General features: G+C 70.0%; 24 protein-coding genes and 2 pseudogenes. 16 read left to right on the top strand and 10 right to left on the bottom strand.

Annotation, left to right across the window (positions count from 1 at the left end):
• Positions 1 to 10 precede the first annotated feature (10 nt).
• Both MDN94_RS32130 and MDN94_RS32125 read left to right on the top strand, forming a co-directional pair.
• On the top strand, positions 11 to 874 hold the full coding sequence (locus tag MDN94_RS32130) for a nuclease (protein WP_482729359.1): 864 nt from the start codon (positions 11 to 13) through the stop codon (positions 872 to 874).
• 311 nt (positions 875 to 1,185) lie between these two features.
• The gene (locus MDN94_RS32125; protein ID WP_482729358.1) at positions 1,186 to 2,295 is read left to right on the top strand and encodes a calcium:cation antiporter; all 1,110 of its coding nucleotides are present in this window, start codon (positions 1,186 to 1,188) and stop codon (positions 2,293 to 2,295) included.
• 97 nt (positions 2,296 to 2,392) lie between these two features.
• Here MDN94_RS32125 and MDN94_RS32120 read toward each other — a convergent pair whose 3' ends face one another.
• The 3 genes from MDN94_RS32120 to MDN94_RS32110 all read right to left on the bottom strand — a co-directional run bounded on the left by MDN94_RS32120 (position 2,393) and on the right by MDN94_RS32110 (position 3,820).
• Positions 2,393 to 2,791, bottom strand: a complete 399-nt coding sequence (locus MDN94_RS32120; RefSeq protein WP_482729357.1) for a DUF2267 domain-containing protein — start codon at positions 2,789 to 2,791, stop codon at positions 2,393 to 2,395.
• 78 nt (positions 2,792 to 2,869) lie between these two features.
• Positions 2,870 to 3,265: a DUF2267 domain-containing protein gene (locus tag MDN94_RS32115; RefSeq protein ID WP_482729356.1), complete on the bottom strand. Its 396-nt coding sequence runs from the start codon at positions 3,263 to 3,265 to the stop codon at positions 2,870 to 2,872.
• A 120-nt stretch (positions 3,266 to 3,385) separates the two neighbouring features.
• Positions 3,386 to 3,820: an Hsp20/alpha crystallin family protein gene (locus MDN94_RS32110; protein ID WP_482729355.1), complete on the bottom strand. Its 435-nt coding sequence runs from the start codon at positions 3,818 to 3,820 to the stop codon at positions 3,386 to 3,388.
• Between the two features lie 131 nt (positions 3,821 to 3,951).
• Between MDN94_RS32110 and MDN94_RS32105 the strand changes: the two genes are divergently transcribed.
• Positions 3,952 to 4,626 (top strand): hypothetical protein, encoded by a 675-nt coding sequence (locus MDN94_RS32105; protein ID WP_482729354.1) that lies wholly within the window; start codon positions 3,952 to 3,954, stop codon positions 4,624 to 4,626.
• 96 nt (positions 4,627 to 4,722) lie between these two features.
• On the opposite strand, the gene MDN94_RS32100 is transcribed toward MDN94_RS32105, so the two are convergent.
• Together MDN94_RS32100 and MDN94_RS32095 are read right to left on the bottom strand one after the other, a co-directional pair.
• Positions 4,723 to 6,396: a tetratricopeptide repeat protein gene (locus tag MDN94_RS32100; protein ID WP_482729353.1), complete on the bottom strand. Its 1,674-nt coding sequence runs from the start codon at positions 6,394 to 6,396 to the stop codon at positions 4,723 to 4,725.
• Between the two features lie 360 nt (positions 6,397 to 6,756).
• Positions 6,757 to 7,902 (bottom strand): glutathione-independent formaldehyde dehydrogenase, encoded by a 1,146-nt coding sequence (locus MDN94_RS32095; protein ID WP_482729832.1) that lies wholly within the window; start codon positions 7,900 to 7,902, stop codon positions 6,757 to 6,759.
• Between the two features lie 221 nt (positions 7,903 to 8,123).
• Here MDN94_RS32095 and MDN94_RS32090 point away from each other — a divergent pair, with 221 nt between their 5' ends.
• From MDN94_RS32090 to MDN94_RS32075, 4 genes are all read left to right on the top strand, one after another.
• Positions 8,124 to 8,312 (top strand): hypothetical protein, encoded by a 189-nt coding sequence (locus MDN94_RS32090; protein WP_441266235.1) that lies wholly within the window; start codon positions 8,124 to 8,126, stop codon positions 8,310 to 8,312.
• Between the two features lie 131 nt (positions 8,313 to 8,443).
• A complete protein-coding gene (locus MDN94_RS32085; RefSeq protein ID WP_482729352.1) occupies positions 8,444 to 9,274 on the top strand; it encodes an MIP/aquaporin family protein in 831 nt (276 codons plus the stop codon).
• Positions 9,275 to 9,296: 22 nt separating this feature from the next.
• Complete coding sequence (gene glpK, locus MDN94_RS32080) at positions 9,297 to 10,811, top strand: glycerol kinase GlpK (RefSeq protein WP_482729351.1); 1,515 nt, start codon at positions 9,297 to 9,299, stop codon at positions 10,809 to 10,811.
• 533 nt (positions 10,812 to 11,344) lie between these two features.
• Positions 11,345 to 12,859 (top strand): acyl-CoA synthetase, encoded by a 1,515-nt coding sequence (locus MDN94_RS32075; protein ID WP_482729350.1) that lies wholly within the window; start codon positions 11,345 to 11,347, stop codon positions 12,857 to 12,859.
• A gap of 59 nt (positions 12,860 to 12,918) precedes the next feature.
• Here the strand turns inward: MDN94_RS32075 and MDN94_RS32070 are convergent, their stop codons facing one another.
• The 3 genes from MDN94_RS32070 to MDN94_RS32060 all read right to left on the bottom strand — a co-directional run bounded on the left by MDN94_RS32070 (position 12,919) and on the right by MDN94_RS32060 (position 16,561).
• Positions 12,919 to 13,245, bottom strand: coding sequence for a hypothetical protein (locus MDN94_RS32070; protein WP_482729349.1), 327 nt, complete (start codon positions 13,243 to 13,245; stop codon positions 12,919 to 12,921).
• 263 nt (positions 13,246 to 13,508) lie between these two features.
• Entirely contained in the window at positions 13,509 to 15,857 is a 2,349-nt protein-coding gene (locus MDN94_RS32065) for an ABC transporter permease (protein WP_482729348.1), read from the bottom strand.
• Complete coding sequence (locus MDN94_RS32060; RefSeq protein ID WP_482729347.1) at positions 15,854 to 16,561, bottom strand: ABC transporter ATP-binding protein; 708 nt, start codon at positions 16,559 to 16,561, stop codon at positions 15,854 to 15,856. The genes MDN94_RS32065 and MDN94_RS32060 overlap by 4 nt, the downstream gene beginning before the upstream one ends.
• Positions 16,562 to 16,803: 242 nt before the next feature.
• On the opposite strand from MDN94_RS32060, the gene MDN94_RS32055 reads away from it, so the two are divergent.
• The 8 genes and pseudogenes from MDN94_RS32055 to MDN94_RS32020 all read left to right on the top strand — a co-directional run bounded on the left by MDN94_RS32055 (position 16,804) and on the right by MDN94_RS32020 (position 22,093).
• On the top strand, positions 16,804 to 18,081 hold the full coding sequence (locus MDN94_RS32055) for a sensor histidine kinase (RefSeq protein ID WP_482729831.1): 1,278 nt from the start codon (positions 16,804 to 16,806) through the stop codon (positions 18,079 to 18,081).
• Positions 18,078 to 18,764: a response regulator gene (locus MDN94_RS32050; protein WP_482729346.1), complete on the top strand. Its 687-nt coding sequence runs from the start codon at positions 18,078 to 18,080 to the stop codon at positions 18,762 to 18,764. Before MDN94_RS32055 ends, MDN94_RS32050 begins: the two co-directional genes overlap by 4 nt.
• A 127-nt stretch (positions 18,765 to 18,891) precedes the next feature.
• Positions 18,892 to 19,038 (top strand): hypothetical protein, encoded by a 147-nt coding sequence (locus MDN94_RS32045; RefSeq protein ID WP_482729345.1) that lies wholly within the window; start codon positions 18,892 to 18,894, stop codon positions 19,036 to 19,038.
• Entirely contained in the window at positions 19,025 to 19,903 is an 879-nt protein-coding gene (locus tag MDN94_RS32040) for a hypothetical protein (protein ID WP_482729344.1), read from the top strand. Before MDN94_RS32045 ends, MDN94_RS32040 begins: the two co-directional genes overlap by 14 nt.
• Before the next feature lie 143 nt (positions 19,904 to 20,046).
• Complete coding sequence (locus MDN94_RS32035) at positions 20,047 to 20,691, top strand: DUF4352 domain-containing protein (RefSeq protein WP_482729343.1); 645 nt, start codon at positions 20,047 to 20,049, stop codon at positions 20,689 to 20,691.
• A 10-nt stretch (positions 20,692 to 20,701) separates the two neighbouring features.
• Positions 20,702 to 21,235 carry a hypothetical protein gene (locus MDN94_RS32030; protein ID WP_482729342.1) on the top strand — a complete coding sequence of 178 codons (534 nt, stop codon included), beginning with the start codon at positions 20,702 to 20,704 and terminating at the stop codon, positions 21,233 to 21,235.
• A pseudogene (locus MDN94_RS32025) lies at positions 21,228 to 21,545 on the top strand (HAD family hydrolase); the annotation flags it as partial. The gene MDN94_RS32030 and the pseudogene MDN94_RS32025, both read left to right, overlap by 8 nt.
• Positions 21,546 to 21,571: 26 nt before the next feature.
• Positions 21,572 to 22,093: a 50S ribosomal protein L11 methyltransferase gene (locus MDN94_RS32020; protein WP_482729830.1), complete on the top strand. Its 522-nt coding sequence runs from the start codon at positions 21,572 to 21,574 to the stop codon at positions 22,091 to 22,093.
• A 30-nt stretch (positions 22,094 to 22,123) separates the two neighbouring features.
• Here MDN94_RS32020 and MDN94_RS32015 read toward each other — a convergent pair whose 3' ends face one another.
• The gene (locus MDN94_RS32015; RefSeq protein ID WP_467664785.1) at positions 22,124 to 22,543 is read right to left on the bottom strand and encodes a roadblock/LC7 domain-containing protein; all 420 of its coding nucleotides are present in this window, start codon (positions 22,541 to 22,543) and stop codon (positions 22,124 to 22,126) included.
• Positions 22,544 to 22,554: 11 nt separating this feature from the next.
• Positions 22,555 to 24,543: a sensor histidine kinase gene (locus tag MDN94_RS32010; protein ID WP_482729341.1), complete on the bottom strand. Its 1,989-nt coding sequence runs from the start codon at positions 24,541 to 24,543 to the stop codon at positions 22,555 to 22,557.
• Between the two features lie 1,325 nt (positions 24,544 to 25,868).
• Here MDN94_RS32010 and MDN94_RS32005 point away from each other — a divergent pair.
• Positions 25,869 to 26,798: pseudogene (locus MDN94_RS32005) on the top strand (reverse transcriptase domain-containing protein); the annotation flags it as partial.
• Between the last annotated feature and the right edge of the window lie 7 nt (positions 26,799 to 26,805).

Raw genomic sequence — 26,805 nt, 5'->3', positions numbered from 1 at the left:
AGGAGTCACCATGCCCATGTTGCTCATCAAGGGGTTCTACGATGTCAAGGGCTCGCAGCCGGACGGGGACACGGTCCATTTCACTGCCGACGACCCCTCGGAGTGGAGCCTCGTCGGCGGTGGGCTGGGCCGCGCCGTCGAACACAGCGTGGTCGGACGCGCGAAGTTGCGGCTGGACGCGGTGGACGCACTCGAGACGCACTACGGCGCGAACCGTGTCCACCAGCCCTTGCAGTTCGCTCATGCCGCACGCGACGAACTGTTGAGCCGGCTGGGCTTCACCGATGTCCAGCGCCGCCCGGACGAGAGCGTGACCGCCACCACCCCGGACACCGTTCCCGGCTTCGTACTCACCCGTGGTGCCGACGTCCACGGCCGTTGCATCGCCCTGGCAGGGCGCGGCACGCCTCCCGGGACCAGCGGCCTGGAGATCGACGTCGACACCACTGTGCTGAGGACGACGGTCAACCACCACCTGCTCTCGGCGGGCCTGGTGTACCCGACGTTCTACCGCAGCCTGTTCACCAGCCTGCGGACGGAGATGGCCGGCGCGGTCAAGGAGGCCCGGAACGCGGAACGGGGCCTGTGGGCAGCCGATGTCACCACGACCGGGGCGAAGATCACCGGCCTGGCCTCGCTGACGGACGAGGTCGTGATTCTCCCCAAGCTGTTCCGCAGGCTGGTGGACTACTTCCAGCTCGGGACCATGCCGCTGGCCTGCTTCCCGGCATTTCTGGCGGGCGTCGGGGACCGCTTCTCCGTCCTGTCCACGGGCGAGCGGTGCAGGGGGCTGCACCGTGTCGTGGAGGTCACGAACGGCGAGACCGTGAAAATGACGCATCCCCCGGAGGACATGCTCTTCGAGGACGCCTGACACTGTCCGTCTTCGGCGTAGTCCGCCTGTACGGGGCGAGAAACCGGCTCCGGCAGCGCCCGGCGCATCGGGGGCGTCGCCCTGGACCAGCTCTGCTCCCGGTTGCGCTCGGAGGCAGGAGACGAGCACGGCACCAGCCCGCGCCCCGTCGATGGCACACCGGCACACCGCACCCGAGGACCCGTACCCGTCGTGATGTGCTTCGCGCGGGCCGGTGGATTCAGCCGGCAGTCCGGCGCGGGGCGACGCGCCCGGGCGGGCGGACGCGAGTCGTCGGGCGGTGACCGTCGGGCGCTGGCAGCCTGGCACCTATGAGCGCGGTGAAGATCAACTCTGTCATGGGCCGATGGACCGTCTGGGTGCCGCTGATCGCGCTGGTCGCCCTGGTGCTCAGCTGGGGCCGGGACCTGCCGCCGCTCGCGGTGGTCGTCGTCGCCTTCTGTCTGGCGGGTGCGGTGCTCGCCGCGGTGTACCACGCCGAGGTGGTCGCCCACCGGGTGGGGGAGCCCTTCGGCTCGCTGGTACTCGCCGTCGCCGTGACCGTCATCGAAGTGGCGCTCATCGTCACCCTCATGGTGGACGGAGGCGACAAGTCGGCGTCCCTTGCCCGGGACACCGTGTTCGCCGCCGTGATGATCACATGCAACGGGATCGTCGGGCTGTCCCTGCTGGTGGCGGCACTGCACCGCAGAGTCGCCGTGTTCAACGCCGAGGGGTCCGGCGCCGCGCTCGCCACCGTAGCCACCGTCGCCACGCTCAGTCTGGTGCTGCCGACCTTCACCACGAGCAAGCCGGGCCCGGAGTTCTCCACCGCCCAGCTGACGTTCGCCGCGGTGGCATCACTCGGGCTGTACGGGCTGTTCGTCGCGATGCAGACCGTACGTCACCGTGAGCACTTCCTCCCCGTCACGCACGACGGGGCCGTCAAGGAAGCCACGGACGAGGAGCGCTCGGCGGTGCCCGGCCGCTCGGTCGCTCTGCTCAGCCTCGTCATGCTCCTCGTCGCGCTCGTCGCCGTGGTGGGCGACGCCAAAGCGGTGTCGCCCACCATCGAGTCCGGCGTCGATTCCGCGGGGCTGCCGCACTCCGTCGTCGGCGTCGTCATCGCCCTGCTCGTCCTCATGCCGGAGACGCTTGCCGCGCTGCGTGCCGCCCGCCGGGACCTGGTTCAGCGGAGCCTCAACCTGGCGCTCGGGTCCGCCATGGCCAGCATCGGTCTGACCATCCCGGTGATCGCCCTGGCGACCATCTGGCTGGAAGGACCGCTGCTGCTCGGTCTCGGCGCGACCCACATGGTGCTGCTCGCGCTCACCGTCGTCGTCGGTGCTCTTACCATCGTGCCCGGCCGCGCCACGCTGCTCCAGGGCGGGGTGCATCTGGCGATCCTTGCCGCGTACATCTTCCTTGCCGTGAGCCCGTGAGCCCGTGAGCCCGTGAGCCCGTGAGCCCGCGTGCCGGCGGCTTCCGTGAGCCCGTGTGCAGGCGGCGTCCGGCCGGGCGGGGCGGCGGGTGGGCCGGTCAGGCGGCCGCGGTGAGTTCCGCCCGGCCGAACAGAAGGGCGTAGCCGCGCGGCAGTTCGGACAGCAACCGCAGGGAGAGGTCCTCGCCGGCGAGCTGCGCGATCAGGGAGAGGACGGTGCTGCTGGCCCAGCGCGCCTCCGGTCCGGAGAACGCCGGCAGGTGCCCGGCGACGGCGTCGACGAAGGCGGGCGCCGTCAACGGCTCCGTGAGCGGGATCTGGGCCGTGAGGATCGCGGCTGCCTCGACGGGCAGCAGGCGGACGAGCTCACAGCGCTCGTCGCCGCTGACATGACTGCCCAGGACGGTCAACACCGCGCGCAGAACGTCTTCGGCCTCCTCGCCGGTCGCATAGCGGCCCGAATAGCGCACCTGCTCGATGAGCTGCTGCCACTGCACGGTCGGTGGTCCTCTCTTTCGTTGTGGTCCCGCCGCGTCGGTGCCGCACCGTGTGGCGGGGTAGGTCGTGGTGTGGTGTCAGATGTGCTGCGGTCGTCCGAAGAGGACGTCGTAGCCCGGCGGCAACTGGAGCAGGACGCGGTGCAACAGGTCGTCCCCGGCGGCGTCGGCCGCTACGCTCAGCACCGCGCTGACGTCCCACTTCGCGGTCTTCTCCGTCGCCCCGTCGATCCATGCCGCCGTCGCCCGCACGAAGCGCTCGGGATTCAGGGGCTCCGCCGCCTGAAGCGGATTGAGCAGGATCATGGCGAAGGTCTCCGGCAGCCGTGCGGCCAGCTCCGCGCGCTCCTTGCCCACCAGATGCGCCCCGAGCAGGGCGAGCACAGTGCGGGCGGCCCGTTCGGCCTCCTGGGCCGATGAGTATTCGCCGCGCTCCTGCACGGCGTCCAGAAATGCCTGCCAACGCATGACCATCTACTGCCCCCTGACTGTGGTCGCGGCTGCTCGCGGACTGTGCTCGCGACGGTGCGGAGGACGGGGCGGGAGGGGGAGTGCGTGATGCCCCGTCCTCCTTCGTCGAGCGACTGCTGTCGCTCAGCCGCCGATCTGCTTCTGGTCGCCGCCGGCGCTGATGCTGATCTTGCGGGGCTTGGCGCGTTCGGCGATCGGGATGCGCAGGGTCAGGACGCCTGCGTCGTAAGCCGCCTCGATGTGTTCGGTGTCGAGAGTGTCGGCCAGCATCACCTGCCGGGAGAAGACTCCCAGCGGCCGCTCGGACAGCTCCATCTGGACGTCGTCGGCCTTGGTGGCCGGTCGCCGTTCCGCCTTCACTGTCAGCATGTTGCGCTCGACGTCGATGTCGATCGCGTCGGAGGACACACCGGGCAGATCGAAGGCGATCACGTAGACGTCGCCCTCGCGGTAGGCGTCCATCGGCATCGCGGAGGGGCTCGACCATGTGCCGGTGGAACCCAGGAGCTGCTGGGTGAGCCGGTCGAGCTCACGGAACGGATCGGTGCGCATCAACATCGCAGAAACACCTCCATTGGTTCAGGCAGAGTGCCAAGGCCAATGCGCTTCACCTGACACCGTTGTAACATGTCACCCATCCGATGACAAGGCAAAATGTCATTGAAAGGGTGACACCCTCAGGAGGCAGCGTGACCCCAGCCGACCAGCCCGGACCGCCGAGCAGCCCCGCTTCCTTGCTCGCCGCCACGGCGGCACTGCGGACCATCGACGAAGCGGTGCGCACTGCCCGTGCCGGCTCCGGCCGTGACCACCATGACGACGGGGACCCCGGCCCCGCCGGGCCGGAAGAGGCCCTGGCCGCCCTGCTCCTGCTGCGGGAGATGCGCCGGCAGCTCGCCGGCTGGGAGACGGGCCTGATCGAAGCCGCGCGTGACGCGGGTGCCAGCTGGGCCGACCTCGCCCAACCCCTCGGCGTCGCCAGCCGCCAGGCCGCCGAGCGCCGTTATCTGCGGCTGCGCCCCGGGGTCGCCGGCACCACGGGCGAACAGCGCGTCCAGGCCACTCGGGACCGGCGTGCCGCCAACCGCACCGTCACCGCCTGGGCCCGGGACAATGCCGCTGACCTGCGCCGGCTCGCAGGGCAGATCGCCTCCCTCGGCGACCTCCCCAGCCAGGCGCGTGGCACGGTGGACGACCTCGTCCGGGCCCTCGGTGACGACGACGCCGCCGGCCTCGTCGGCCCGCTGATGGAGTCCCGCGCGCACCTGGGCGATCACCCGGAACTGGCCGCCCGCGTCGACGACCTCGATCGCCAGGCCACCCGGCTGCGCCGGAGCAGCGACCGGCGCCGTACCGCCGGCTGACCCCGACCCGCCGCCACTACCGGACCCGCCCCCGACGTGCGCCCCGCGCGTGCCTGCCCCACCGGGCAGGCACCGGGCCCGCGCCGCTCGAGGCCGTCAGCAGCAGCCGCCCTCCGCCGCGCCCCCGACCGCTTCGAGGCGGCAGAAGCAGGACGCGTTGATCGGTACGTCCGCCATGGCGGACGCCAGCTTCAGTTGCTGGGCCACGATCTGCGCCTCCGCCGCCCTGCCCAGGCGCATCAAACACTCATGGAATCCGTGCAGCGCCCATACGTTGCCGGGGTGTTGCGAAGGACGCGGCAGCGTGTCGTCGAGGCCCAGGTCGGCCCGGTAGACGGCCTCCGCCTCTTCCACGCGTCCCTGTTCGAGAAGCAGGGCGCCGTACGCGTGCCGAGTGGGCTGCATCCACCCCCACGGTTCGTCATAGGGAAGGTTGTCATCGAGTGCGATCGACCGCTCCAGTGCGGCGAAAGCGGCGTCGTGGTTCCCTTTGCGGTACTCCAGTTCTCCGTCGAGCATCTCCGACGCGATCGCGAGGATGTCGACGCAGGTGTTGTTGAACAGCGTGCGTGTCTCGGGGACGCGGGAGACGGCCTCACGGAACAGTTCGCGTTCGCTCTCCGCCTCATTGATCCGCCCGGTCGCCGACAGGGAGACGCCGCGGGCGTAGTGAAGCATCGCCGTCGTCGCGCAGTACAGCTCCGGGTCGGCGGGCAGCGGCAGTTCCAGGATGTCGGACCAGAGGCCGAAGCGGATGAGCACGTGCACCCGCATGGCGAGGAAACCCTCCAGCCAGTCCGCCATGGGCGGACTCTGCACCCTCAGCAGTTCCTCCGGGATGGATGCCTCGAGCTGTACGGCCGTCTCCAGGGCGGTCGACGACCGGCCGAGGAACATCGCACCGTAGATCTTGAAGTGGTAGTTGTGCGAGCGGTACAGCGTGTAGAAGTTCATCGCGCCGGCGCGCGCGAAATACTTTTCGTCGGCGGCGATCGCCGTGGTGTTGTCCGACACCACTCGCCGGTAGTCCCCGCAGAGCACCTCCAGGTGTGTGGGCATGTGCTGCAGATGCCCGGCGTCGGGTACGAGGCCCCGGAGGCGGTCCGCGACGTGCAGGGCGGCCTCGGGGGTCGGGGACATCTCCATGAGGTGGATGTACATGTGCAGAAGACCCGGGTGCGTCTCCCCCCGCCCGGTGCCGATGGCCCGCTCGAGGACCGACTTGGCCTCCAGCGTGCGTGAGCCTGCCGCCGGCAGCCCGGTCCGCAGGTCCCACAGCTGCCAGGGCGTGAGGTTCATCTGGGCGTCGGCATGCAGTGTGGCGACATCGAGGTCGTCGGGAGCGAGTTCGTACACCGCACGCATGCTGTCGGCGTAGGGCTCGTTCCACACCGAACAGTCCTCGACCGCCTCCGCCTGGGGGTACCGGTACCGCAGCGCCCCAATCAGGGCCTGCTCGACGGCAGTGGCGCCGGCCGCCTTCTCATGCGCTCGCTCGACGGCCGCGTGGGTACGTTCAACGGTTCGGGCCAGGTCCTCGCCGTCGAAGAACTCCCAGGGCTTGTTGTAGTTCGGGCCGAGAGCGTAGGCGATGCCCCAGTAAGCCATCGCGCAGTCCGGATCCGCGGCAGCGGCGGCTTCGAAGCAGGAGACGGCCTCTTCATGGTGGAAGCCGTACGACCAGAGCAGCCCGCGGTCGAACCACATCTGGGCGGACGGGGAGGACGTCGTCACCGGGCGGGTATAGGTGCCGAGATCGTAGTAGTCCATCCGTCTCTCCTCGAGGTACGGCCCGGCCGGCCGGTGTCGCGTACCGTACGGCCCCGACCGGGACATGTGGACGCGCCGCGACCGGCACGCACTGTCCCAACGCGTGAAGGCCTCCGGGGACACCCGTGTATGCAAGAGTCGGCAGTGGGGGAGCGCTCGACGCACAAGAACACGTCTGCGAGGGCGGCGGTGCCCGCGGCAGGCCTGCATGTGTCCGGCAGGCAAGCACAGCGAACGGGTACCGTGACCGGCCGAAGCCGTCGGTGGCGCAGTGGAGCCTGCGCCACCGACGGAAGAAGACCGGCCCGCCCTGCTGGGACGGCCGGCCACGGTCCTGCCGGCCGGCCGCCCCGGATCAGGTCACCGGTTCGGGTGCAGAACGACCTTGGTGTAGCCCTCGACGCGCTTGTCGAACTTTTCGTACGCCGATGGTGCCTCGTCGATCGACAGCTCGTGCGAGACGACGAAGCTGGGCCGTGCGCGCCCCTCGATGATCATGTCGCGCAGCTGCCGGTTGTAGCGCTTGACGTTGCACTGGCCGGTGCCCAGGCGCAGTCCCTTCTCGAAGAGCCTGCCGATCGCCACGAGCAGCATGCCCTTCTTGGCCTGCTCATCAGGACCGCCGGGGTCGGCCGGAACGTACAGGCCCGGGATGCCGAGCGCTCCCGTCGGCCGGACCGTCTCGACGAGTGAGTTCAGGACGGTCGCCGGTTCCTCGCGCTCCTCGCCCGTTGCCTGGGCCTGGGCCTGGTAGCCCACCGCGTCGATGCCCTTGTCAGTGCCTTCTCCCGCCGTCTGGTCCTTGATCTGCTCCACCGGATTGCCTTCGGCGAAGTTGACGGCGATCGCGCCGATCTCCTCGGCCTTCTGCAGCCGCTCGGCCACCCGGTCGACGACGAACACCTTCTTGGCGCCGCGCAGCAGCGCGGAGTAGGCGGCCATCAGCCCGACGGGCCCGCCTCCGTACACCGCGACGCTCTCGCCCGGACGGACGTCGGCCAGCTCGTTGCCGTGGTAGCCGGTCGGGAAGATGTCGGCGAGCAGGACGAAGTCGTTCTCGTTGGCGTCGCCCTCCGGGAGCTTCAGACAGTTGAAGTCGGCGTACGGCACCCGTACGTACTCTGCCTGGCCTCCGCTGTACGGCCCCATCGCGACGTAGCCGTACGCACCGCCGGCGAATCCGGGGTTCACGGTCACACAGAAGCCCGTGAAGCCGGCCGTGCAGTTCTTGCAGAATCCGCAGGCGACGTTGAAGGGCATGACCACCCGGTCACCCGGCTTGAGGGACGACACGCCGTCCCCGGTCTCCTCGATGATCCCGAGGTTCTCGTGGCCGAAGACGATACCCGGCTCCGCGGCGGTGCGGCCCTCGTACATGTGCAGGTCGGAACCGCAGATGGCTGTCGATGTCACGCGGACGATCACGTCGTTCGGGTGTTGGATCCCTGGCTTCTCCACTTGCTCGACCGCTACTTCGAACGGTCCCTTGTAGACGACGGCCTTCATGCTCACGCACCTCCGCTCGGCACTGCTGCTTCCGTGCCTCTGTGCATTCGTGCATTCGTGTTCCATCTCATGGTCCGCCCGGTGTTCGGGGAGGGACAAATTGGCTACTGTCGTCGCGTATGCATGTATGCGCTGATTGTGCAAGCAGTGCACGAAGTGGCCGGAGAACCCGCAGACCCCGTAGCAGATCGCAAGAGACCCGCAGAAAGAGAACGCGAACAGTGATACGACGCCTCGGAACCTTGCTCGTCCCCGTGTCCGGACTGTCCGGTACCACCTACCCGCCGGGAACCGCCGTGTCGATCAACGGCCGCGGGTCGGCCGTCGACGGTTTCGTCGACGGAGACTGGCTCCCCCTCGCCTGGTGGGAATTCGCCGAGAACCGCAGTGAGGACGCCGTCGAAGGCTGACCCGCCCTTGCGCCTCCCCGCCGCCGGTTCCCCGGAGAGCCGCACCCGAGATGCCGACCGCGTCACTGCGGGGGAGCATGGCCGGGACGCGGCCACAATCGGCCCGACCATCTGGGCGGGAGGCGCAGAATATGCCGGAACCGACGTCCAAATCACGTCTCATCGGCGAACTCTCTGCCGAGTTCGCAGGCACCATGATCCTCATTCTCATCGGATGCGGTGTCGTCGCACAGGTCGTCGCGGGTGGTGCGCTGACCGACGGGGCGCTGGGCGACCACGACAGCATCGCCTGGGCCTGGGGCCTCGGCGTCGTCCTGGGCGTCTACGTGGCGGCGCGGGTCAGCGGCGCCCACATCAACCCCGCGGTGACCCTCGCACTGGCGGCCTTCAAAGGCTTCCCGTGGAGCAAGGTACTGCCGTACGCCCTGGCCCAGACCGCGGGCGCCTTCGTGGCCGCCCTGCTGGTGCGCTGGAACTACAGCGAGGTGCTGGCCAAGGCCGACCCGGGCCACACCGACAAGACGGAGATCGTCTTCTCAACGTTGCCGGGCAACGGTGGACTCCCGATCAGCCAGTTCGGCGCCTTCCGTGACCAGATCATCGGCACCGCCCTGCTGGTGCTCCTCATCTTCGCGGTCACCGACCTGCTCAACACGCCGCCGGGCGCGAATCTCGCCCCCTTCATCATCGGCCTGATCGTCGTCGCCATCGGCATGGCCTGGGGAACCAATGCCGGCTACGCGATCAACCCCGCTCGTGACCTCGGGCCCCGGCTGGCGGCATTCCTGACAGGCTACGGAGGCGCTTGGCGAGATCAGTACGGCGATCTCTACTTCTGGGTGCCGATCGTCGGCCCCCTGATCGGCGGTCTGATCGGTGCACTGCTCTACCGCCTGCTGATCAGCCGCTTCCTGCCCGTCGCCGAGCAGGAACCGGGCCGGGTGCCCGCACCCGACCAGTGACCGGACGAGTGAGAGGCCAGCCATGCCCGAGTTCGTCGGGGCGGTGGACCAAGGCACCACCAGCACCCGCTTCATGATCTTCGACCACGACGGCAACGAAGTCGCACGCCACCAGCTCGAACACGAGCAGATCCTCCCGCGCTCCGGCTGGGTCGAACACGACCCCGTCGAGATCTGGGAACGAACGAACTCCACGATGCAGAACGCCATCCGGCAAGGCGCCCTGTCCGCCGCCGACCTGGCGGCCATCGGAATCACCAACCAGCGGGAGACCACGGTCATCTGGGATCCCAGCACCGGCCAGCCGCACTACAACGCGATCGTCTGGCAGGACACCCGCACCGACTCCATAGCCGCGACGCTGGAGCGCGAACACGGCGACCTCATCCGGCGCAAGACAGGGCTGCCGCCGGCGACCTACTTCTCCGGCGGCAAGATCAAGTGGATCCTGGAGAACGTCGACGGCGTCCGGCAGGCCGCCGAGAACGGCCGGGCCGTCTTCGGCAACACCGACGCCTGGGTCCTGTGGAACCTCACCGGCGGCCCCAACGGCGGCATCCACGCCACGGACGTCACCAACGCCAGTCGAACCATGCTGATGAACCTGGAGACCCTCGACTGGGACGACGAACTGCTCGACATCTTCGGCATCCCACGCGCGATGCTCCCGACCATCAACCCGTCCTCCCACCCGGAGGCGTTCGGCACCACTCGCACCACCCGCCCGCTGCGCACCGCCGTACCCATCACCGGTGTCCTGGGGGACCAGCAGGCGGCCACGGTCGGCCAGGTCTGCTTCCGCCCCGGCGAGGCAAAGAACACCTACGGCACCGGAAACTTCCTGGTCCTCAACACGGGCACGGAGATCGTCCGGTCCAGCAGCGGCCTGCTGACCACACTGGCCTACCAGTTCGGGGACGCACCGGCGGTGTACGCGCTGGAAGGATCCATCGCCGTCACCGGCTCCGCCGTCCAGTGGCTCCGCGACCAGATGCACATCATCAGCTCCTCGTCCGAGGTGGAGGCCCTGGCGCGGCAGGCGCAGGACAGCGGCGGCATCTACTTCGTCCCCGCCTTCTCCGGCCTGTTCGCCCCGTACTGGCGCTCCGACGCCCGGGGCGCCATCGTCGGCCTCGCCCGGTTCCACACCAACGCGCACCTGGCGAGGGCCACCCTGGAAGCCATCTGCTACCAGAGCCGCGACGTCGCCGAAGCGATGGCACAGGACTCCGGCGTCGCGCTCGACGTACTGCGGGTCGACGGCGGCGTCACCGCCAACGACCTGTGCATGCAGATCCAGGCCGATGTCCTCGGCGTACCGGTCAGCCGCCCCGTCGTGGCCGAGACCACCGCACTCGGCGCCGCCTACGCGGCCGGGCTCGCCACCGGCTTCTGGGAGAGCGAGGACGAACTCCGCTCCCACTGGCACGAGTCGAAGCGGTGGGAGCCGCAGTGGAGCGACGAGGAACGGGAAAACGGCTACGCGGGCTGGAAGAAAGCGGTGGAACGCAGCCTCGACTGGGTCGAGGTCGAATAGCCGAAACGGCAAAGCGCCCTGGCGCACGTCCTGTCCGCATCCGTCTGTGCTCCGCCGTGCATCCGGGCCGCTCGACGTCCACGACCGGACACCCGATCTTCGCGATGCCCGGCCGGGCTCGACGTCCGACCCCTGCCCCGTGGAGATCGAGTGTGCCCACGTCGTTGCGCTCACGTCGCGCAGCCCCCGCCGTCGCGCAACGCCTCGGTGATGTCCGCGGCGGAGCCATGGAGCGGCGGGACGGGGTGCACCGCCAGCCGACTGGCACGCCGGCTGCTCTGGAAGATCACGGTGTGGCGCTCCCCGCGGCAGCACAACCCCGGGGCACCACCGCAGTCCTCGTACCGCACCGGGTCCCCGAGAGTGAGCCTTGCAAAGCGCGTACGGAAGAGCAACGTGCCTCCCAACGGGGCTGCGAGCCTTACTGGTTGGTTATGCAGTCAGCCAACGCCCCGGCTGTCAACATCCCGTTCGGTATCCGATGTGGCGCCTCTGTACTTGACCCCGCGTCAGCCGCCGCCGAGGATCACGCCATGACAGGCGCACACAGCAGCACCGTCGATTCCCTCGTACGCCGCAGTGCCCGGCGAACCCCGGACCGCACGGCCGTCCGGTACGCCGACCGCTCCTGGACCTATGCCCGGCTCGAGGAGGCCGTCAGCACCGCGGCGGCCGTCCTCACCGGTCACGGGCTGCGCCACGGCGACCGGGTCGCGTCGTACGGCCACAACTCCGACGCCTACCTGATCGCCTTCCTCGCCTGCGCACGGGCCGGGCTCGTCCACGTCCCTGTCAATCAGAACCTGACGGGCGACGATCTCGGGTACATCCTCGGCCAGTCGGGCAGCGCGCTGGTCCTCGCCGACCCGGCGCTTGTGCCACGCCTGCCCGCCGGGACGGCCGTACGGGCGCTGCGCGACACGGACGACTCGCTGCTCACCGCCCTGTCCGAGCCGCGGCCATTCATCCCCGCTCACGAACCGCGCGACGAGGACCTGGTCCAACTGCTCTACACGTCGGGCACCACCGCCCTGCCCAAGGGCGCGATGATGACCCACCGCGCCCTCGTCCACGAGTACGTCAGCGCCGTCACCGCCCTCGATCTCGCCCCTGGTGACCGGCCCGTCCACTCGCTGCCGCTGTACCACTCCGCCCAGATGCATGTCTTCCTGCTGCCGTACCTCGCGGTCGGCGCTGAGAACACGATCCTGGACACGCCCGACGCCGGGCAGATCTTCGACCTGGTCGAAGCGGGCCGCGGCGACAGCCTGTTCGCGCCGCCCACCGTATGGATCGGCCTGGCGAACCACCCCGAATTCGCCACGCGCGACCTCGGCGCACTGCGCAAGGCGTACTACGGGGCGTCGATCATGCCCGTCCCGGTGCTGGAGCGGCTGCGTGAACACCTCCCCGGCCTCGGTTTCTACAACTGCTTCGGCCAGTCGGAGATCGGACCGCTGGCCACCGTCCTTCGCCCGGACGAGCACGAGGGGCGCATGGAGTCGTGCGGCCGGCCCGTCCTCTTCGTGGAGGCGAAGATCGTCGACGAGGACGGCAAGGAGGTGAGCGACGGCACGGCGGGCGAGGTGGTCTACCGCTCGCCGCAGCTGTGCGAGGGCTACTGGGAGAAGCCGGAGGAGACACAAGAGGCCTTCCGCGGCGGCTGGTTCCACTCCGGCGACCTCGCCGTGCGCGACAGCGACGGCTACTTCACGGTCGTCGACCGGATCAAGGACGTCATCAACTCCGGTGGTGTCCTGGTGGCTTCACGACAGGTCGAGGACGCCCTCTACACCCACCCGGCCGTCGCGGAGGCGGCCGTGATCGGCCTGCCCGACGAGCGCTGGATCGAGGCGGTCACCGCCGTCGTCGTGGCACGCGATGAGATCACGGAGGCGGAACTGATCGCCCACGCGCGGGACGGGCTCGCCCACTTCAAGGCACCCAAGCGGATCCTCTTCGTGGACGCGCTGCCCAGCAACGCCAGCGGCAAGATCCTCAAGCGCGAACTCCGGGACCGGTTCGCTGCGCCGCCATCGCGTTCCTGAGGTCGTGCCCGTCCGCCACCGTGGCGAGCGGCGGAGAAGGAACTCGAGCACGTCCGGACTCAGAACGGCGGCTGCCCGCTGCCTTCGATCATCAAGTGCGCGGTACCGATGTAACGGTGGGCCACGGTGAAGTCGCCGACGCGGCCGTCGGGCAGTCGCAGCCGTGGGGCGTCCGCGCCCATGATGCCTTCCACGACCTGGTCGTCCGCGACCTCGAGCGTGCCGTTCCAGTCGGCGGACAGCACTGCGGCGACATCCTCGCTCATCACGGGCCCGGGGGCCGTCGCGGCGTTTTCCGGCTGCCCCGTCCATGAACGGAGCACGGCTCTCGCCGCGTACTCGGCATCGCCCGCGACCACCGTCACGTCGCCTTCGAAGACGCCCATGGTCCCAGTGTGCGTCCACGTGGCCCGTCATGCCTGCTGTGACCGGGCGCCCGGGTCGGCACCACGACGCTCACGCAGCACCCGCGCACGCATGCCGACGCCGCCGCCCGCGCCCCGCCGACGTACGGAGGCTTTCCCCGCCCGGCAACGAAACCTCGGCCCAACCAGCTTCGGGAACCTCGCAGTCCCGCGCCAGTTGCGGGGGAAAGGAACGACCGGGCCCACCGCTCCTGCCGTGGGGCCGGAGGCAGGAGCCCGACCTCCTATTCGGTGCGCAGGGCCGTGGCGGTTCGCGCCCTGGCGGCCCAGCCGGCGGGCAGGAGCGCTCCCAGAGTGGCGATGAGCAGGCCGCCGAGCGCCAGCGGGAGGAGTTCCGCCCCGTGGTAGACGGCGATGACCGAACCGGGAAGGCGGAGCCCCACGCTGTCACCCATCGCGGGGACGACCCAGCCGTGCAGGGCCATGCCGAGCGGCACGCCCAGCGCGCCCGCGACCAGTCCGGTCACGACGACCGAGGTGAGGACCATCGCGACGGTCTGCCGAGGGGTCATGCCGAGGGCCTTGTGGACCCCGATCTCCCGGACGCGCTCGCGGGTGTCGAGCAGCACTCCGTTCAGAACGCCGAGCGCGGCGACGGCGACGAGCATCAGCGTGAGGATCGCGGACAGCGCGTTGAGCGTGACGACCATGTCGCCGCCGCCGTCGAGCCCGCCGGCCCGGGCGGAGACCCCCAGTGGTGCCAGGTCCCTGTTCAGCGCGTCGACGTAGCCGGTCACGCCGGTGCCTGACGTGACCGCGATGTGATGGCTCGTCTCCGTCAGGTCGGGATGTGCGGCCTCGATCGTCGAGACGTCGGTGAAGACCTGCATCCCGTCGTTACGGGGGTCGAGGACCTCACCGACGATCCGGACCGTGACCGGTTCTGCCAGGCCGTTCAAAGTGACGGTGTCTCCGATGCCGGTGCCGGTAGTGGTCAGGAAGGGGGTCGGGACCACGGCCTCGCCGGGCCTGTCCGTCCAGCGGCCCGAGACCATCGTGTAGCCGCCCCACGAGGCGTCGCCGGTGAAGGCGATCACGTCGACGATGCCGGTCGCACCGGACACGGTGGCCCGTACCTTCGCGGCGCTGTAGTGCTTCCCGGTCCCGGCCGCGGCCCCGATGGCCGCGGCGACCGCGACGGGATCGGCCTTGGGCTGCTTCGCGGGGCCAGGGCCCCCACGTCCGAAGTCCGGCACGGGCGCGGGCACGACTACATCGGCCGCGTCGTGGGCCCGCGCTTTCATCACCTGCCCGAGCGAGGCGCCCAACCCCACGGTGAACGTGACGGCGACGGCGCCGAACAGGATCGCGGTCCCCATGGCCAGCGCGCGGGCGGGCCGGGCGAAGGGCCGGGCCAGGCCCAACGCGACCGGCTGCGGCAACGACAGCCGTCCGGCCAGTCGGGCCGCCCACCGGCCGCGCCCCGCCGAAGCGGTACGCCCGACGGCGAGCGCGTCGACCGTACGCAGCCGGCCGGCCCGCCAGGCGCTCGCCCACGCGGTGGCCGCCACCAGGCCGAGCACCCCGGCGATCACCGCAAGGTCGACCCGGGGAGCGACAGCCAGGGACGAGGTGCCGTAGACGTCCTCCGTCTCGGCCAGTACGGGGACGGCGAGCAGATGGCCGGCGAGGACACCGAGGGCCGTGCCGACGACGGCCGGGATCAGCGCCTGACCCACATAGGCCCGCACGACCTGGGACGGGGTGAGGCCGACGGCCTTGAGGATGCCGATACGGCGGGTTCCCGTTCCGACGGCCGAAGCGACGACGTTGCCGACGATGAGCACCGACATGACCAGACCCAGAGCGCCGAACGCGACGAGGAACGGGACATAGACGGCGGTGTCGCGCTCGGCGGTCTCCTTGACGGTCAGCCATGACTGTTCGCCGACCGCGCTTCCGGGCGGCAGGGATTCCGTCACGGCCCTGCCGCCTGCGGCGATCTGCGCGGCGGTGTTCGCGTCGGAGAACCGGTAGAGCATCTGGTAGCCGCCGCTGCCAGGCGCGGTGAGCGCCGGCATCTGGGACGGAACCACCCAGGCGTCTGCGGTGCTGGTGACCGAGCGGGCCACACCGACCACCGTCAGCGTCGGACCTCCGGACAGATCGGGGAAGGCGATCTTCATGCCCGGGGCCGGGACGATGGAGGAGCCGGCGGAGAGCACGATCTCGCCCGGGTGCGCCGGCCACCGCCCCTCGAGCAGGGCCACCTCGTCAACGTCCCGGCCGGGATCGTCCCGGCCGACCACGGTCATCGGCCAAGCGGGGCCCGCCCCGTCCGACCGCGGCGTGACGGTAGCCGTACGGAACGGCCCGGCCGCAACGCTCACCCCTTCGGCGTCCTTGGACTTCGACAACTGCTCGGCGCTCACCTTGCCCGGGTCGAACCCCACGGACAGATGCGCGCCGTGCTGCCTGGCGAACGCGTCGTCGAAGGGCGCGCCGGAGACCACGAGCAGCGATCCGCCGAGGACGGAGGCCGCCACCGCCATCATCGTGGCGAGTCCGATCACCAGCGTCTGCACCCGGCGTCGTCCCACCCCGGAGCGCACCACCTTGCCGAGCGCGCTCATCGGACGGCCTCCGGGGGGACGGCCTGCGACCGGACGTCTTCGGTGATCCGGCCGTCGGCGATCCGGACCGTACGGTTCGTGCAGGAACGGGCCAGCGCCAGGTCGTGGGTGACCACGACGATGGTCTGGCCCTCGGCGTGGAGGCCGGTGAGCAGCCTGCTGACGTCCTGTCCGGCGGCCGTGTCCAGAGCCCCGGTCGGTTCGTCGGCCAGGAGCAGAGCCGGCCGGTTCATCAACGCCCGGGCCACCGCGACGCGCTGCCGCTCGCCGCCGGACAGCCGCCCTGGGTAGGCGCCGGCGTGCCGGTCGAGGCCGAGCAGTTCCAGGAGTTCCGCCGCCCGGCGGTCCGCCTTGCCACGTGCCGCACCAGCGAGGCGCGCGGGCAGGACGACGTTGTCGGCCACGGTCAGATCGTCGAGCAGGTTGAAGAACTGGAAGACCATGCCGATCTTCGACCTCCGGAACAGCGCCGATCCGGCTTCGCCCAGCCGGTCCACCCGCACCCCGTCCACGGTGACGGTCCCCGAATCGGGCCGGTCCAGGCCCGCGATCAGGTTGAGCAGCGTGGACTTGCCGCTGCCGGAAGGGCCGAGGACCGCGACGGCCTCGCCGGGCCGCACGGTCAGCGACGCCTCGTGCAGAGCGGGCGGACCGTCGTCGTACCGGCGGCTCACCTCGCGCAGTTCGATCACCGGCATGGTCATAAAAGGCTCCTTGCGTACGGGCAGTTGGCTGTGTGAACGCTAGGAGCGGGCCCCGCCCGCACGCGTCGCCCGGCCGGACCCATTCCGGTACCGCGCTGGGACGAGCCCCGGAAACGTCATCCCTGCGATGTAGGCGGGCGATGTATCCGGTGCGGTCGGTAATGACCACAGGGACGGACTCCGCGGGTCCGCGCGGCGGCGACAATGAACCGGTGAGGGACGCACTTACGACGCCGGCGCGACTGTGGGAAGCCGCCCGCCGGGCGGTCCGCGACGCAGGGCTTCCGAGCGGTCCACCGCTGCGGCCCACCCGGCGCGCCTGGCAGTTCGACGCGCTGGTGGCACTGGCCCTCGGAATCATCACCGTCTACTACGGCATCGACAACGTCGACAACGTCGTGGTTCGGGAGATCGCACCCGGCGTGGAACGCGTCGTGCCGCGCCCGTCCGGCCCCGGCGGCCTGGCCCTCATGGTGGCCCTCGCCGCCATCGCGTCGGGTGCTCTGGCGCTTCGCCGCCGCTGTCCGCTCGCCGTGCTGTGCATCGTGACGGCCGCGACACTGGCGACACCGCCGAGCGTCGGACGGCTGACCTTCTACGCGTTCGTCATCGCCGTCTACAGCGCCGCCGTGTACAGCCCTTACCGGGTGGCGACCCTGGCGGCGCTGCCGGTGTCGGTAGTCCTGGTCGGCACCTCGGGGAACTCGGTGACACCGATCGTCCCCAACCAATACATCGCCCTGCTGATCCTGGTCCCGATGGCCGTGGCCGCCGTCGGCCTGCGTACCTGGAAACTGCGGACCGACGAGGGCCGCATCCGGCTCTCCGCCCTGGAACGCGAACAGGCCGAGGCGCTGCGCCGGGCCGTCGAGCACGAACGGGCCAGGATCGCCCGCGAACTGCACGACGTCGTCACCCACAACGTCAGCGTGATGATCATCCAGGCAGGCGCCGCCCGCAAGATCATGAGAACCTCCCCCGAACAGGCCGGCGAGGCGCTGCTCGCCGTCGAGGCGGGCGGGCGGGCCGCCATGACCGAACTGCGCCACGTCATGGGACTGCTCACCATGGCCGACGAGGGCGAGGGGACGGACGCGGACGCCGACCTGGCCGACACGGCGGCGGTGCCCGCCCCGCAACCAGGACTTGACCAGCTGGAAACGCTGGTCGCACGGGTCCGCGACACCGGGCTGCCCGTCGACCTGAACGTGACCGGACCGCCTCGTCCCCTCCCGCCCGGTCTCGAACTCGCCGCCTACCGCGTGGTCCAGGAAGCCCTGACCAACACCGTGAAGCACGCGTCCGGCGCCAGCGCCGCCGTGACCGTCGAATACGGGCCGCAGCGGCTGCGGGTGGAAGTCACCGACACCGGAGGACAGCCGGGCGCGGCCGCCGGAGGCGGCCGGGGCCTGATCGGCCTGCGTGAGCGCCTCGCCGTCCACGACGGAACACTGAACACCGGCCGGCGCCTGACCGGCGGCTACCGTGTGGAGGCCCTGATCCCCTTGGAGGCGCCGTGACCGAGCCGCCGCGTGTGCTGCTCGCCGACGACCAGACCCTGGTCCGCACCGGATTCCGGTTGATCCTCGGCGCCGACGGCATCGACGTCGTAGCCGAGGCGACCAACGGGGCCGAAGCGGTCGAAGCGGTCCGCCGCACACGTCCCGACGTGGTCCTGATGGACGTCCGGATGCCCGAGATGGACGGTCTGGAGGCCACCCGCCGCATCCTCACCGGAGCCCCCGGTGAACCCCGCGTGATCATCCTGACCACCTTCGACCTCGACCGGTACGTCTACGCGGCACTGTCCGCCGGGGCCAGCGGCTTCCTCCTCAAGGACGTCACCCCCGAGCATCTGACCGCGGCCGTCCGCACGGTCCGCACCGGCGACGCTCTCCTCGCGCCCGCCATCACCCGCCGCCTCGTGCAGCGGTTCACGCAGCGCGGCACCGACACCGCCTCCCTCCACCGCGACCTCGCGTCGCTCACCCCGCGCGAACTGGAGGTCCTCGGCCTGCTGGCCCGCGGACTGAGCAACGCCGAACTCGCCACCCGCCTCCACCTGGCCGAGGCGACCGTCAAGACCCACGTCGCCCGGATCCTCGCCAAGCTCGGACTGCGCGACCGTGTCCAGGCCGTCATCGTCGCCTACGAGACCGGGCTGGTCAGCGCCGGCGCGGGCGAGGCCGCCGAGCAGACGTAGACCGTGGCCGGACTCGGATCCGCAGCGGGAACCCGCGGCCCGTGCGCGGACGGCGCCATGCCGCAGGTCCCGACCGTCGAAGGCGTCCTCAGGCGTTCCTGAGCAACACGCGGAGAAGAACCCGGCTATGACCGGGCTGCCGGTAGCGCTGGCCGTCGGAGTCGTCGCCGCGGCATACGTCATCGTCCTCACCATCTGGCCCGCGCTCGCACTGCGCCGCCTGGCCATCCACCTCGGGATCCTCGAAGAGAAGGCGGACGATGCTCGAACTTGACCGTCTGGTCGCCGACCTGCTCGAGCGCTACCGCGGCGACGACAAGAATCCCGGCGGCAACCTGCCCGGCCTCATCCACCGCTTCGACACGCTCGGCATGCGCACCCGCCAGCCGTCCGCCGGAGGGCACGCAGCGCCGGGCTCGAGGCCGCCTACCTCGCTCGAGGCCGTCAGCTGGTTCCTGCGCATCAAGAGCGAGGCCGTGGGGCTCGACGTGGAGCTGCGGCAATTTACGCACGAGCAGCCCTGGTATCGGGCGCTCCGCGCGATACCGCCGGGCGCCGAAGCCACGGGCCGGCTTCCTGACGTCACGCGCACCGTCGCCCGCTGGCACGGCACCGTTCTCACCTTTCTTGGACTCCGCGGCCCGTCCGTCCACTTCCAGCACGCCCTGTGCCTCGCCTGCGGGCAGCCACCGTGTATGGCCGCGCCGACGACGACAAGCCGCGCGTCTGGTGCATCAATGACGCCTGCGACGACCAGGAGACCGGGCAGCCCGCCCGCAAGTTGGCAAGGACACCGTGCGCCGCGACATCGAAGCCCTGCGCCAGAAGCGCCACCCGAGACTGAGCCGGCGCATGGTGATGCGCCACCCGAGCCGGAATCGGCGCAGGCCGCTGCGCCACCCCCAGAAGCCGGCGCACCCGACGGCGCGCGCCTCGAGCTCGAGATCGACGACCAGCTGCGCCACGACCTCGCCACCCTGACCCGCACCGGCATGACCGCCTGGGCCGCCGTCGCCACCGCGGTGAGCATCGTCGCCGGCGCCTACCGCAGCGCGTGGGCGGCCGGGGTCGTGCCGGTCGGCGTCGCGCCCACCATCACCGACTGTTCGGTCATCCCGCCCCGGAAGCCGGCACGGTGAACCCGCCTAGCATGTGCTGCGGCCACCGGGGGCGGCCGCAGCCGGAGTTGCACACGAACCGGCCCGAACCCTCGGCAACAACGGTAGATTTCACACTTCCCCCACAGGTCCTGCAAGCCACCTTCGAAGAAGGAAACGTCCCTGTGAGCGACCAGTACCCAGGCCCGAACCAGCCGTACGGCCGTCAGCCCCACCAGCCGTACCCGGGCCCATATCGGCAGGGTCCCGCGCCCTACCAGCCGCCTCCGCCCCCGAAGAAGGGCATGTCCGGCGGCGCGATCGTCGCCATCGTCCTCGGCAGCGTCTTCGGCGGACTCTTCCTGCTACTGGGCCTTGGGGCGGCCGTCAGCGACAGCAGCACCGGCACGAAGAAGCCCATCACGTCGGAGGCGGCCAAGAAGCAGCCCGCGCAGGGCGACGCGAAGCCCGCCAACAAGCCGGCAGCCGAACCGGAGCCGCCCGCCCGCGTGCAAGTCACCGCGAAGAGGACCACATTCAAGCCGGGTGTCTTTCACGGCGGCGGCGAATTCACCAGCGTCCTGGTCACCGTCGTCAACAACAGCGACGAGACGATCCGCGTCAGCCCGCTGTACTTCGCAATCACCGACACCACCGGCACGAAGCACAGTGCCGAGTACGGCGAGGACAAGGACCAGATCGACAGCATGGACCTCGCTCCGGGCGAGAAGGCCACAGGCGTCATCACCGGCAAGGGTGCCTTCACCCCGAGGTACGTCACCTACACCGACGGCCTGTTCGGCGACGACGTACGCGGCCACGTCTCCTGAAGAGGGAACCATGCGTAATCGAACCTTCCGGAACCTCGCCGCGTTGATCGGCGTGGCACTTCTCATCGGGATGCTGACCGGCTGCGGCACTGGAACCGGTACGGTGGCAAAGCCCAGCAGCATCCCAAGCGTCAGCGCTTCGCCATCGCGGGCCCACGACATCCACGACTGCAAGGCTTTGCTGGAGCGGAATTTCGAGGCTGGGCAGAACCGCGACGCTTCGGGCGACCCTGAGTGCCAAGACCTCACGTCAGACGAGTATGGGGAAGCCGTCGGGGAAGTCCTCGCCAGTCGCAAGGACGAGATCTTCGAGGACGCTGGCAACAAAGTCGCGTGGGACACGGCATGGGACGCAACGGACTCCGAGCAGCAGAACGTGGTCTGTGAGCGCCTGGAGCAGGACGGTGCGATCGTCGTGGGGCAGGAGATGATGGCAGACTCGGATGACCCCAGCGGCACCGAGATTGAAATGGCTCGATACTTCGCTAGCCGTGGGAGCAGCACATCGGCTGACTGGTGTGCCATAGGCTGCCCCCGTGATTGAGACCATCGTGTTCGACGTCGGAGAGACCCTGACTCGGGACGACCGCTACTGGGCCTCATGGGCGGACTGGCTCGGAGCGCCCCGTCACACCGTCGCCGCCTTGGTGGGCGCCGTCACCGTACAGGGACGCGACAACGCAGATGCGCTGAGACTGCTGCGCCCAGAAATCGACATCGCAGCCGAGTACGAAGCCCGTGAGGCTGCCGGGCGAGGCGAGCAACTGGACGAGAGCGACCTGTACGAGGACGTGCGGCCCGCACTGTCCTCACCCGCTGGTGGCAGCGTACCGGCGACGGCTGGCAACTCCACGACGGACACGCGGACCCGAAGCAGCGGATCGCCGCCGCGTACGCAGACCGGTCGCTGATCACCCGCGTCGGCCCGCACCACGCCGACCTCGCCGAAGCGGGCGGCCTGCCGCAGGGAACTCCGACCTCATCGGCGACCCTGCCGAGCCTGATCGTGCGCATGTTCCAGCACGCCCGCATCACGGACGGCGACCAGCTGCTCGACGTCGGCACCTGCTCCGGCTACGGCACCGCCCTGGCCGCGCTGCGCCTGGGCGACGACCTGGTCACCAGCGTGGACATCGACGACTACCTCGTGAACGCCGCCCGCTACCGGCTCGGGCAACTCGAGCTGTCCCCCCAGGTCGAGACGGTCGACGCCACCGGCCCACTCCCGGGCATGTACGACCGGCTCGTGGCCACGGTCGGCGTGCGCCCTGCCCCGCCGCGCCGTGGCGCGCACGCGCCGTGCACAGTGGGCAAGTTGCATCGCGTGATGTGCATGAACGAGCGTGGCGTTCTCCGGTCGGCGGCGCACCGACCGTGCCCGCCTGGCTCATGCCGGTCCTGAGCAACTCGGGTGGGGCCCCATCGCCCGCAACTATCCCGCAGCCACAGGCGCGCAGTGGAGTTCGCGTACCAACTGGGGGGTGAGCAGTTCGCCTGCGCGGTCGGCGAGCACGGTCATTTCGTAGCCGATCAGGCCGACGTCGCACCCCTCGGCGGCCAGGACGCCGAGGCAGCTTCCGTCGCGGATACGACCGACCATGAGGAAGCCGCCGAGCATTTCGATCATGACGAGTTTCATGCCGTGGAAGCCGTGTGCCGTCGCAGCGTTCTGGGCGAGGCTGGTGATACCGGAGACGATGGCGGCGAGGTGATCGGCCCGATCTCGGCCGAGGCTGTCCGAGGCTGCCATGAGCAGGCCGTCGGAGGAGACGGCGACGGCGTCGGTGACGCCGTCGGCGGTGCGTACGAACTCCGAGATGAGCCAGCCGAAATTATGGACGGCGGTGGTCACGATGACGCTCCTTAAGTGGTTCGGGCCTCGGCATGAGCGACACCTGCTCTGAAGCCGTTGAGCAGGGAGGAGACGGCGGGCCGGGCGGGCGGGGGTGAGGCGGAGGGACTCTCCGCGGGGGCGAGCAGGCGCCCGGGGAGCGCGAGGAGCGCGGACAGGCCGCCGCCGGTGGTGTCGAAGAGGTGGACTCGGGTGCCTTCCCCGAGGCGGTGGGCGAGTCGACCGACGACGAGGTGGCCGAGGAATCGGGTGGGCGTGGCGATGAGGGCCTCCTCCCGGGAGTCGGAGAAGCGGGCGTGGGCACGTTCCTTGTCGGCCCAGGACATGCCGACGCCGTGGTCGACGACGGCGAAGCAGTACGTGTCGTCCTCGGTGTCGTACCAGCCGTGCACCTCGACCGGTTCGGTCGGTGGCGAGAAAGTCAGGCCGTTCTCGATGAGTTCGGCAAGGAGGTGGGCGACATCGGCGACGGCGTGCCCGCGCAGCCGCACCGGCTCCACGGTCGCGATCAGCACCCGCCGGTACTGCTCGACCTCGGCGACGGCGGACTGGACGACTTCCAGGCTGCCGGCCGGTGCTGCCGTGGGCTGCGGTGGATTCTGGCCCGCCAGGACCAGCAGGTTCTCGGCGTTGCGCCGCATGCGGGTGGCGAGGTGGTCGAGCTCGAAGAGCTCGGCCAGGGCGTCCGGGTCGAGTTCCTGTCGTTCCAGCCTTGTGATGAGCCTGAGCTGACGACGCACGAGGTTCTGGTTGCGGCGGCCGAGATTGGCGAGCGATTCGGTGGTGGTGCGGCGCAGTCCGGCCTGCTCTGCGGCGAGGCGGAGGGCGGTGTGTTCCACCTGGTGCAGGGAAGCTGCGACCTCGGCGATCTCTGCCGTGCCGCGCAGCAGCTGCGCATCGGGGTTGTCCGGGGCGTCCATCGCCAGGAGGAGCTCCGCATGGTCCTGTGGGGACTGCTGGATACGGGCGACGGTCGTGGGCAGCCGGTGCCGCGCCACGTTGTGGGCGGCCTCGGCGAGTGCGCCGAGCGGGCGCGTGAGGGAACGGGAGGCGAAAGCGGCGAGGCCCGCGACGAGCGCGGTCATGAGCGTTCCCGCGACGAGGTAGGCGGCGAGGCCCGTCTCGGCGTTGTGGCTGAGCCGGTCGGCCCGGTTCCGTGCATCGTGACCGACCGACTGCTGCACGGCGTACAGATCGTCGACGAGTACGGTCATCGCGTCCCACCAGGTGCCGGCGTCGGCATGCGGTACGGGGCCGTCGGCGGCGTCCTCCGCCCGATTCTCGTACGCGGTGGCGCGTTTGGCGTCCTCGGTTGCGAAGGCGTGCTTCAGAGCGGCGAGCTGGGTTGCGGTGGCCACCTGCCGGAAGCGGGCCAGGGCGGCGACGCGCGTGGCGCGCACCTCGGTGAAGGCGAGGTACTCGCGGCCCTGGAAGGCGCCTTTGGCGAATACGCCGTTGAGAAGTCCGCGTTCGAGAGCGACGGATTCCTTGGCCGCGGCCAGCTCCCTCAACGCCGCAAGTCCGTCGCGCAGTTGCCGGTCGGCACCGGTTGCGTTCTCCGCCACGGGGTCGACGGCGTTGAGGGCGTCGACGGCCGTGGTGTAGAAGGCGAAGGTGCCAGCCCTGTCGGCGGTGCCCCTGTCGGCAGCGGTGCGGATGGCGGCGAGGCGCCCCAAGTGCCGTCGGACGACACGCTCGACGGCGCTGTCACGGCGCATTTCACGCAGGGCCGTGTCGACGCGCTTGCGCGTAGCGGCCAGCGTTGGGCGGAACTCCTTCTCGCCGCCCAACAGGCCGCTGGTCAGGCCGCGTTCGCGTTGCAGCTGGTGCACGAGGCCCTGGAGTCGCAGGCTGAGGCCGACCTCGGTACGGGTCGTCCGGGCATCACCGAGGGCCTCGGCGCGGTCCTGCACGGCGAGACCGGACACCGCAAGCAGCAGGCAGATCGGGACGGTGATGACCACCGCCACCCGGCCCCGGATACTGCGCCAGCCGGTCATCGGCCGACGGCCGGGAGCCGTTCGGCCACCGTGACGGCGCGCTGAAACGCCCTTGTCCGACCTGTCTCTGCCGATTGCGCCAAGCCTGCCGAGCAGCTGACGTACCGGCTCCCACGCCCTCATGCGTCACGAAGCTAGTCCAATCGCCGTACCGGGCGGTTTCCCGGCTGTTAGGCAACGTGGGAAGTTCGGTTGCGCCACCCTCACGCCGCGGATCAAGGGGCTGGGAGCCCAGGCCCCTTGGGCGCCGCTCCCACAGCGGGCGCTCGTGGAGCGCCGGCCGACGCCCCCGTTCAGACGCCGGCGCGCCGCCGGCCGTTTCGGCAGGCCGCCCCTATCCCAGCGTCGCCGTGAAGCTGCGGCCGTAGGCACGGTGGCCCCCAGGGTTCCGGGTCCACGGCGAACGTGCCCGACTCCATGAGAACCGGGAGCTGGATCCCGTTCCCGTACTTCTGATGAGCGTGGGCCGGGCAGCGCGACCTGGGACAACGGGACGGTCAGCCTGGCCCCACAGCCGGCGCACACGAAAACGAACAAGCATCCTCCGTAAGGAAACAGAGGGCATCGTCACAGTTCAGCGGCGGACCGGCCAACACGTTTTTCATCCGCTGCACGAGACCATGCAACAGCACGGTGTGTAGCGCCACCGTTCGAATCCTCGGTACGCGGGGTGCCTCCCGAAGTGGTGAAGATCTGCTGCCCGTTCTCGGGTTCTGGCTCAACTTCTGTTTGCGCCGTGAGGCGCTGTTGGTTCGAGTGGAGGTGAAAGACCTGCACCAACCCGCTGTCGCAGCAGTCGGGTTGAAGCTGAGGGCAGCCTGAGCCGGGTGATGCCGGGGAGGGCGAGAGCGGCCCTGACAACGCCGGGACGTGTCCAGTACTGCCAGATGGGGCGGGTCCGGCAAGCGTGATGGAGAGGAGTACGCGAGGAACCGGCGTCTTACGTCTCTTAACAAACTCCGGCTCGAACCTGGTGGATCTTGGGCCGGAAGCGGTGCGTACTCGGGTCATCCTTTCGGGTGGTCTGACAACTCCTGGGTCGGTTTACGAAAGCTGGCCGGGAGGCCACGAGGAATGTCTGCGGCGTACTCGTGGCGATACCGCAGGGACACAGTCGGGCTCCTCCTTCGTCGAGCGAACCACAGTGAACACGGGAACCGTCCCGAACCTCGCCCCGCCACCTGTCTCCAGCAGGCTGCCGGGGCTGGGCGCATCGACCGCCGATCGGTCCGGGACGGGGCGGAGCCGCCGTAGTACTCCGAGGCCGGGAAAGCCGGCCGCATGGGGAAGGGCGGCAGCGGTATCGAGAAGGGAAGGACGCTGCAATGCCGGAAGACGCCCCGCCGAATGGCGGAGCCCCGGGCCCTCGGGCCCGGGTACTGGAGATGCAGACCAAGCTTCACCGTTGGGCGGTGGCCGACCCCGGCCGCCGGTTCGATGACCTGTTCAACTTCGTGCACGACCCGGCGACGCTGATGGTGGCGTTCGACCGGGTCGCGGGCAACCGGGGAGCCCGGACTCCCGGCGTCGACGGCCTGACCGCCACCGACGTCGAGGAGTCCATCGGTGTCCCCGGATTTCTGAACGACCTGCGGGCCGCTGTTAAGGGCGGTTCGTTCCGTCCTCTGCCGGTGCGGGAACGCAGCATTCCCAAGCCGGGAGGCTCGGGCAAGGTTCGCAAGCTCGGGATTCCGACGATCGCGGACCGGGTCGTTCAGGCGGCGCTGAAACTGGTGCTGGAACCGATCTTCGAGGCCGACTTCAAGCCGGTCTCTTATGGGTTCCGGCCCCGACGGCGGGCCCAGGACGCGATCGCCGAGATCCACTATTTCGGCACCCGGGGATATCGCTGGGTGCTGGATGCGGACATCGAGGCGTGCTTCGACTCGATCGACCACACGGCCCTGATGGACCGAGTGCGTCGCCGGGTGAAGGACAAGCGTGTCCTGACGCTGGTCAAAGCCTTCCTCAAAGCCGGTGTCCTCACGGAACTCGGCGAGAACAAGGAGACGCTGACCGGCACTCCGCAAGGCGGCATCCTCTCCCCGCTGCTGGCGAACATCGCCCTGTCGGCGCTCGATGAGCACCTGCACGGGCCATGGGAACCAGGTGGGGCGATGGCCACCGAAGGCAAACGCGCCTACCGGCGCCGCAAGGGTCAACCGACATGGCGGGTCGTCCGCTACGCGGATGACTTCGTCGTCCTGGTGCACGGCACCGAGGCCGACACCGCGGCACTGCGCGAAGAGGTCGCCGACGTGC

This window comes from Streptomyces sp. WAC00040 (genome assembly GCF_056835925.1).
This window is presented reverse-complemented; position numbering and strand designations above follow the sequence as displayed.

Coding starts and splice junctions, on each gene's coding strand:
- MDN94_RS32095 (WP_482729832.1), bottom strand. CDS start 7,902: ATGAAGGCCGTCGTCTACAAGGGACCGTTCGAAGTAGCGGTCGAGCAA.
- MDN94_RS32030 (WP_482729342.1), top strand. CDS start 20,702: ATGCGTAATCGAACCTTCCGGAACCTCGCCGCGTTGATCGGCGTGGCA.
- MDN94_RS32115 (WP_482729356.1), bottom strand. CDS start 3,265: ATGGTCATGCGTTGGCAGGCATTTCTGGACGCCGTGCAGGAGCGCGGC.
- MDN94_RS32060 (WP_482729347.1), bottom strand. CDS start 16,561: ATGACCATGCCGGTGATCGAACTGCGCGAGGTGAGCCGCCGGTACGAC.
- MDN94_RS32045 (WP_482729345.1), top strand. CDS start 18,892: ATGACCGGGCTGCCGGTAGCGCTGGCCGTCGGAGTCGTCGCCGCGGCA.
- MDN94_RS32065 (WP_482729348.1), bottom strand. CDS start 15,857: ATGAGCGCGCTCGGCAAGGTGGTGCGCTCCGGGGTGGGACGACGCCGG.
- MDN94_RS32040 (WP_482729344.1), top strand. CDS start 19,025: ATGCTCGAACTTGACCGTCTGGTCGCCGACCTGCTCGAGCGCTACCGC.
- MDN94_RS32125 (WP_482729358.1), top strand. CDS start 1,186: ATGAGCGCGGTGAAGATCAACTCTGTCATGGGCCGATGGACCGTCTGG.
- MDN94_RS32110 (WP_482729355.1), bottom strand. CDS start 3,820: ATGTTGATGCGCACCGATCCGTTCCGTGAGCTCGACCGGCTCACCCAG.
- MDN94_RS32070 (WP_482729349.1), bottom strand. CDS start 13,245: ATGGGCGTCTTCGAAGGCGACGTGACGGTGGTCGCGGGCGATGCCGAG.
- MDN94_RS32085 (WP_482729352.1), top strand. CDS start 8,444: ATGCCGGAACCGACGTCCAAATCACGTCTCATCGGCGAACTCTCTGCC.
- glpK (WP_482729351.1), top strand. CDS start 9,297: ATGCCCGAGTTCGTCGGGGCGGTGGACCAAGGCACCACCAGCACCCGC.
- MDN94_RS32010 (WP_482729341.1), bottom strand. CDS start 24,543: ATGACCGGCTGGCGCAGTATCCGGGGCCGGGTGGCGGTGGTCATCACC.
- MDN94_RS32130 (WP_482729359.1), top strand. CDS start 11: ATGCCCATGTTGCTCATCAAGGGGTTCTACGATGTCAAGGGCTCGCAG.
- MDN94_RS32100 (WP_482729353.1), bottom strand. CDS start 6,396: ATGGACTACTACGATCTCGGCACCTATACCCGCCCGGTGACGACGTCC.
- MDN94_RS32075 (WP_482729350.1), top strand. CDS start 11,345: ATGACAGGCGCACACAGCAGCACCGTCGATTCCCTCGTACGCCGCAGT.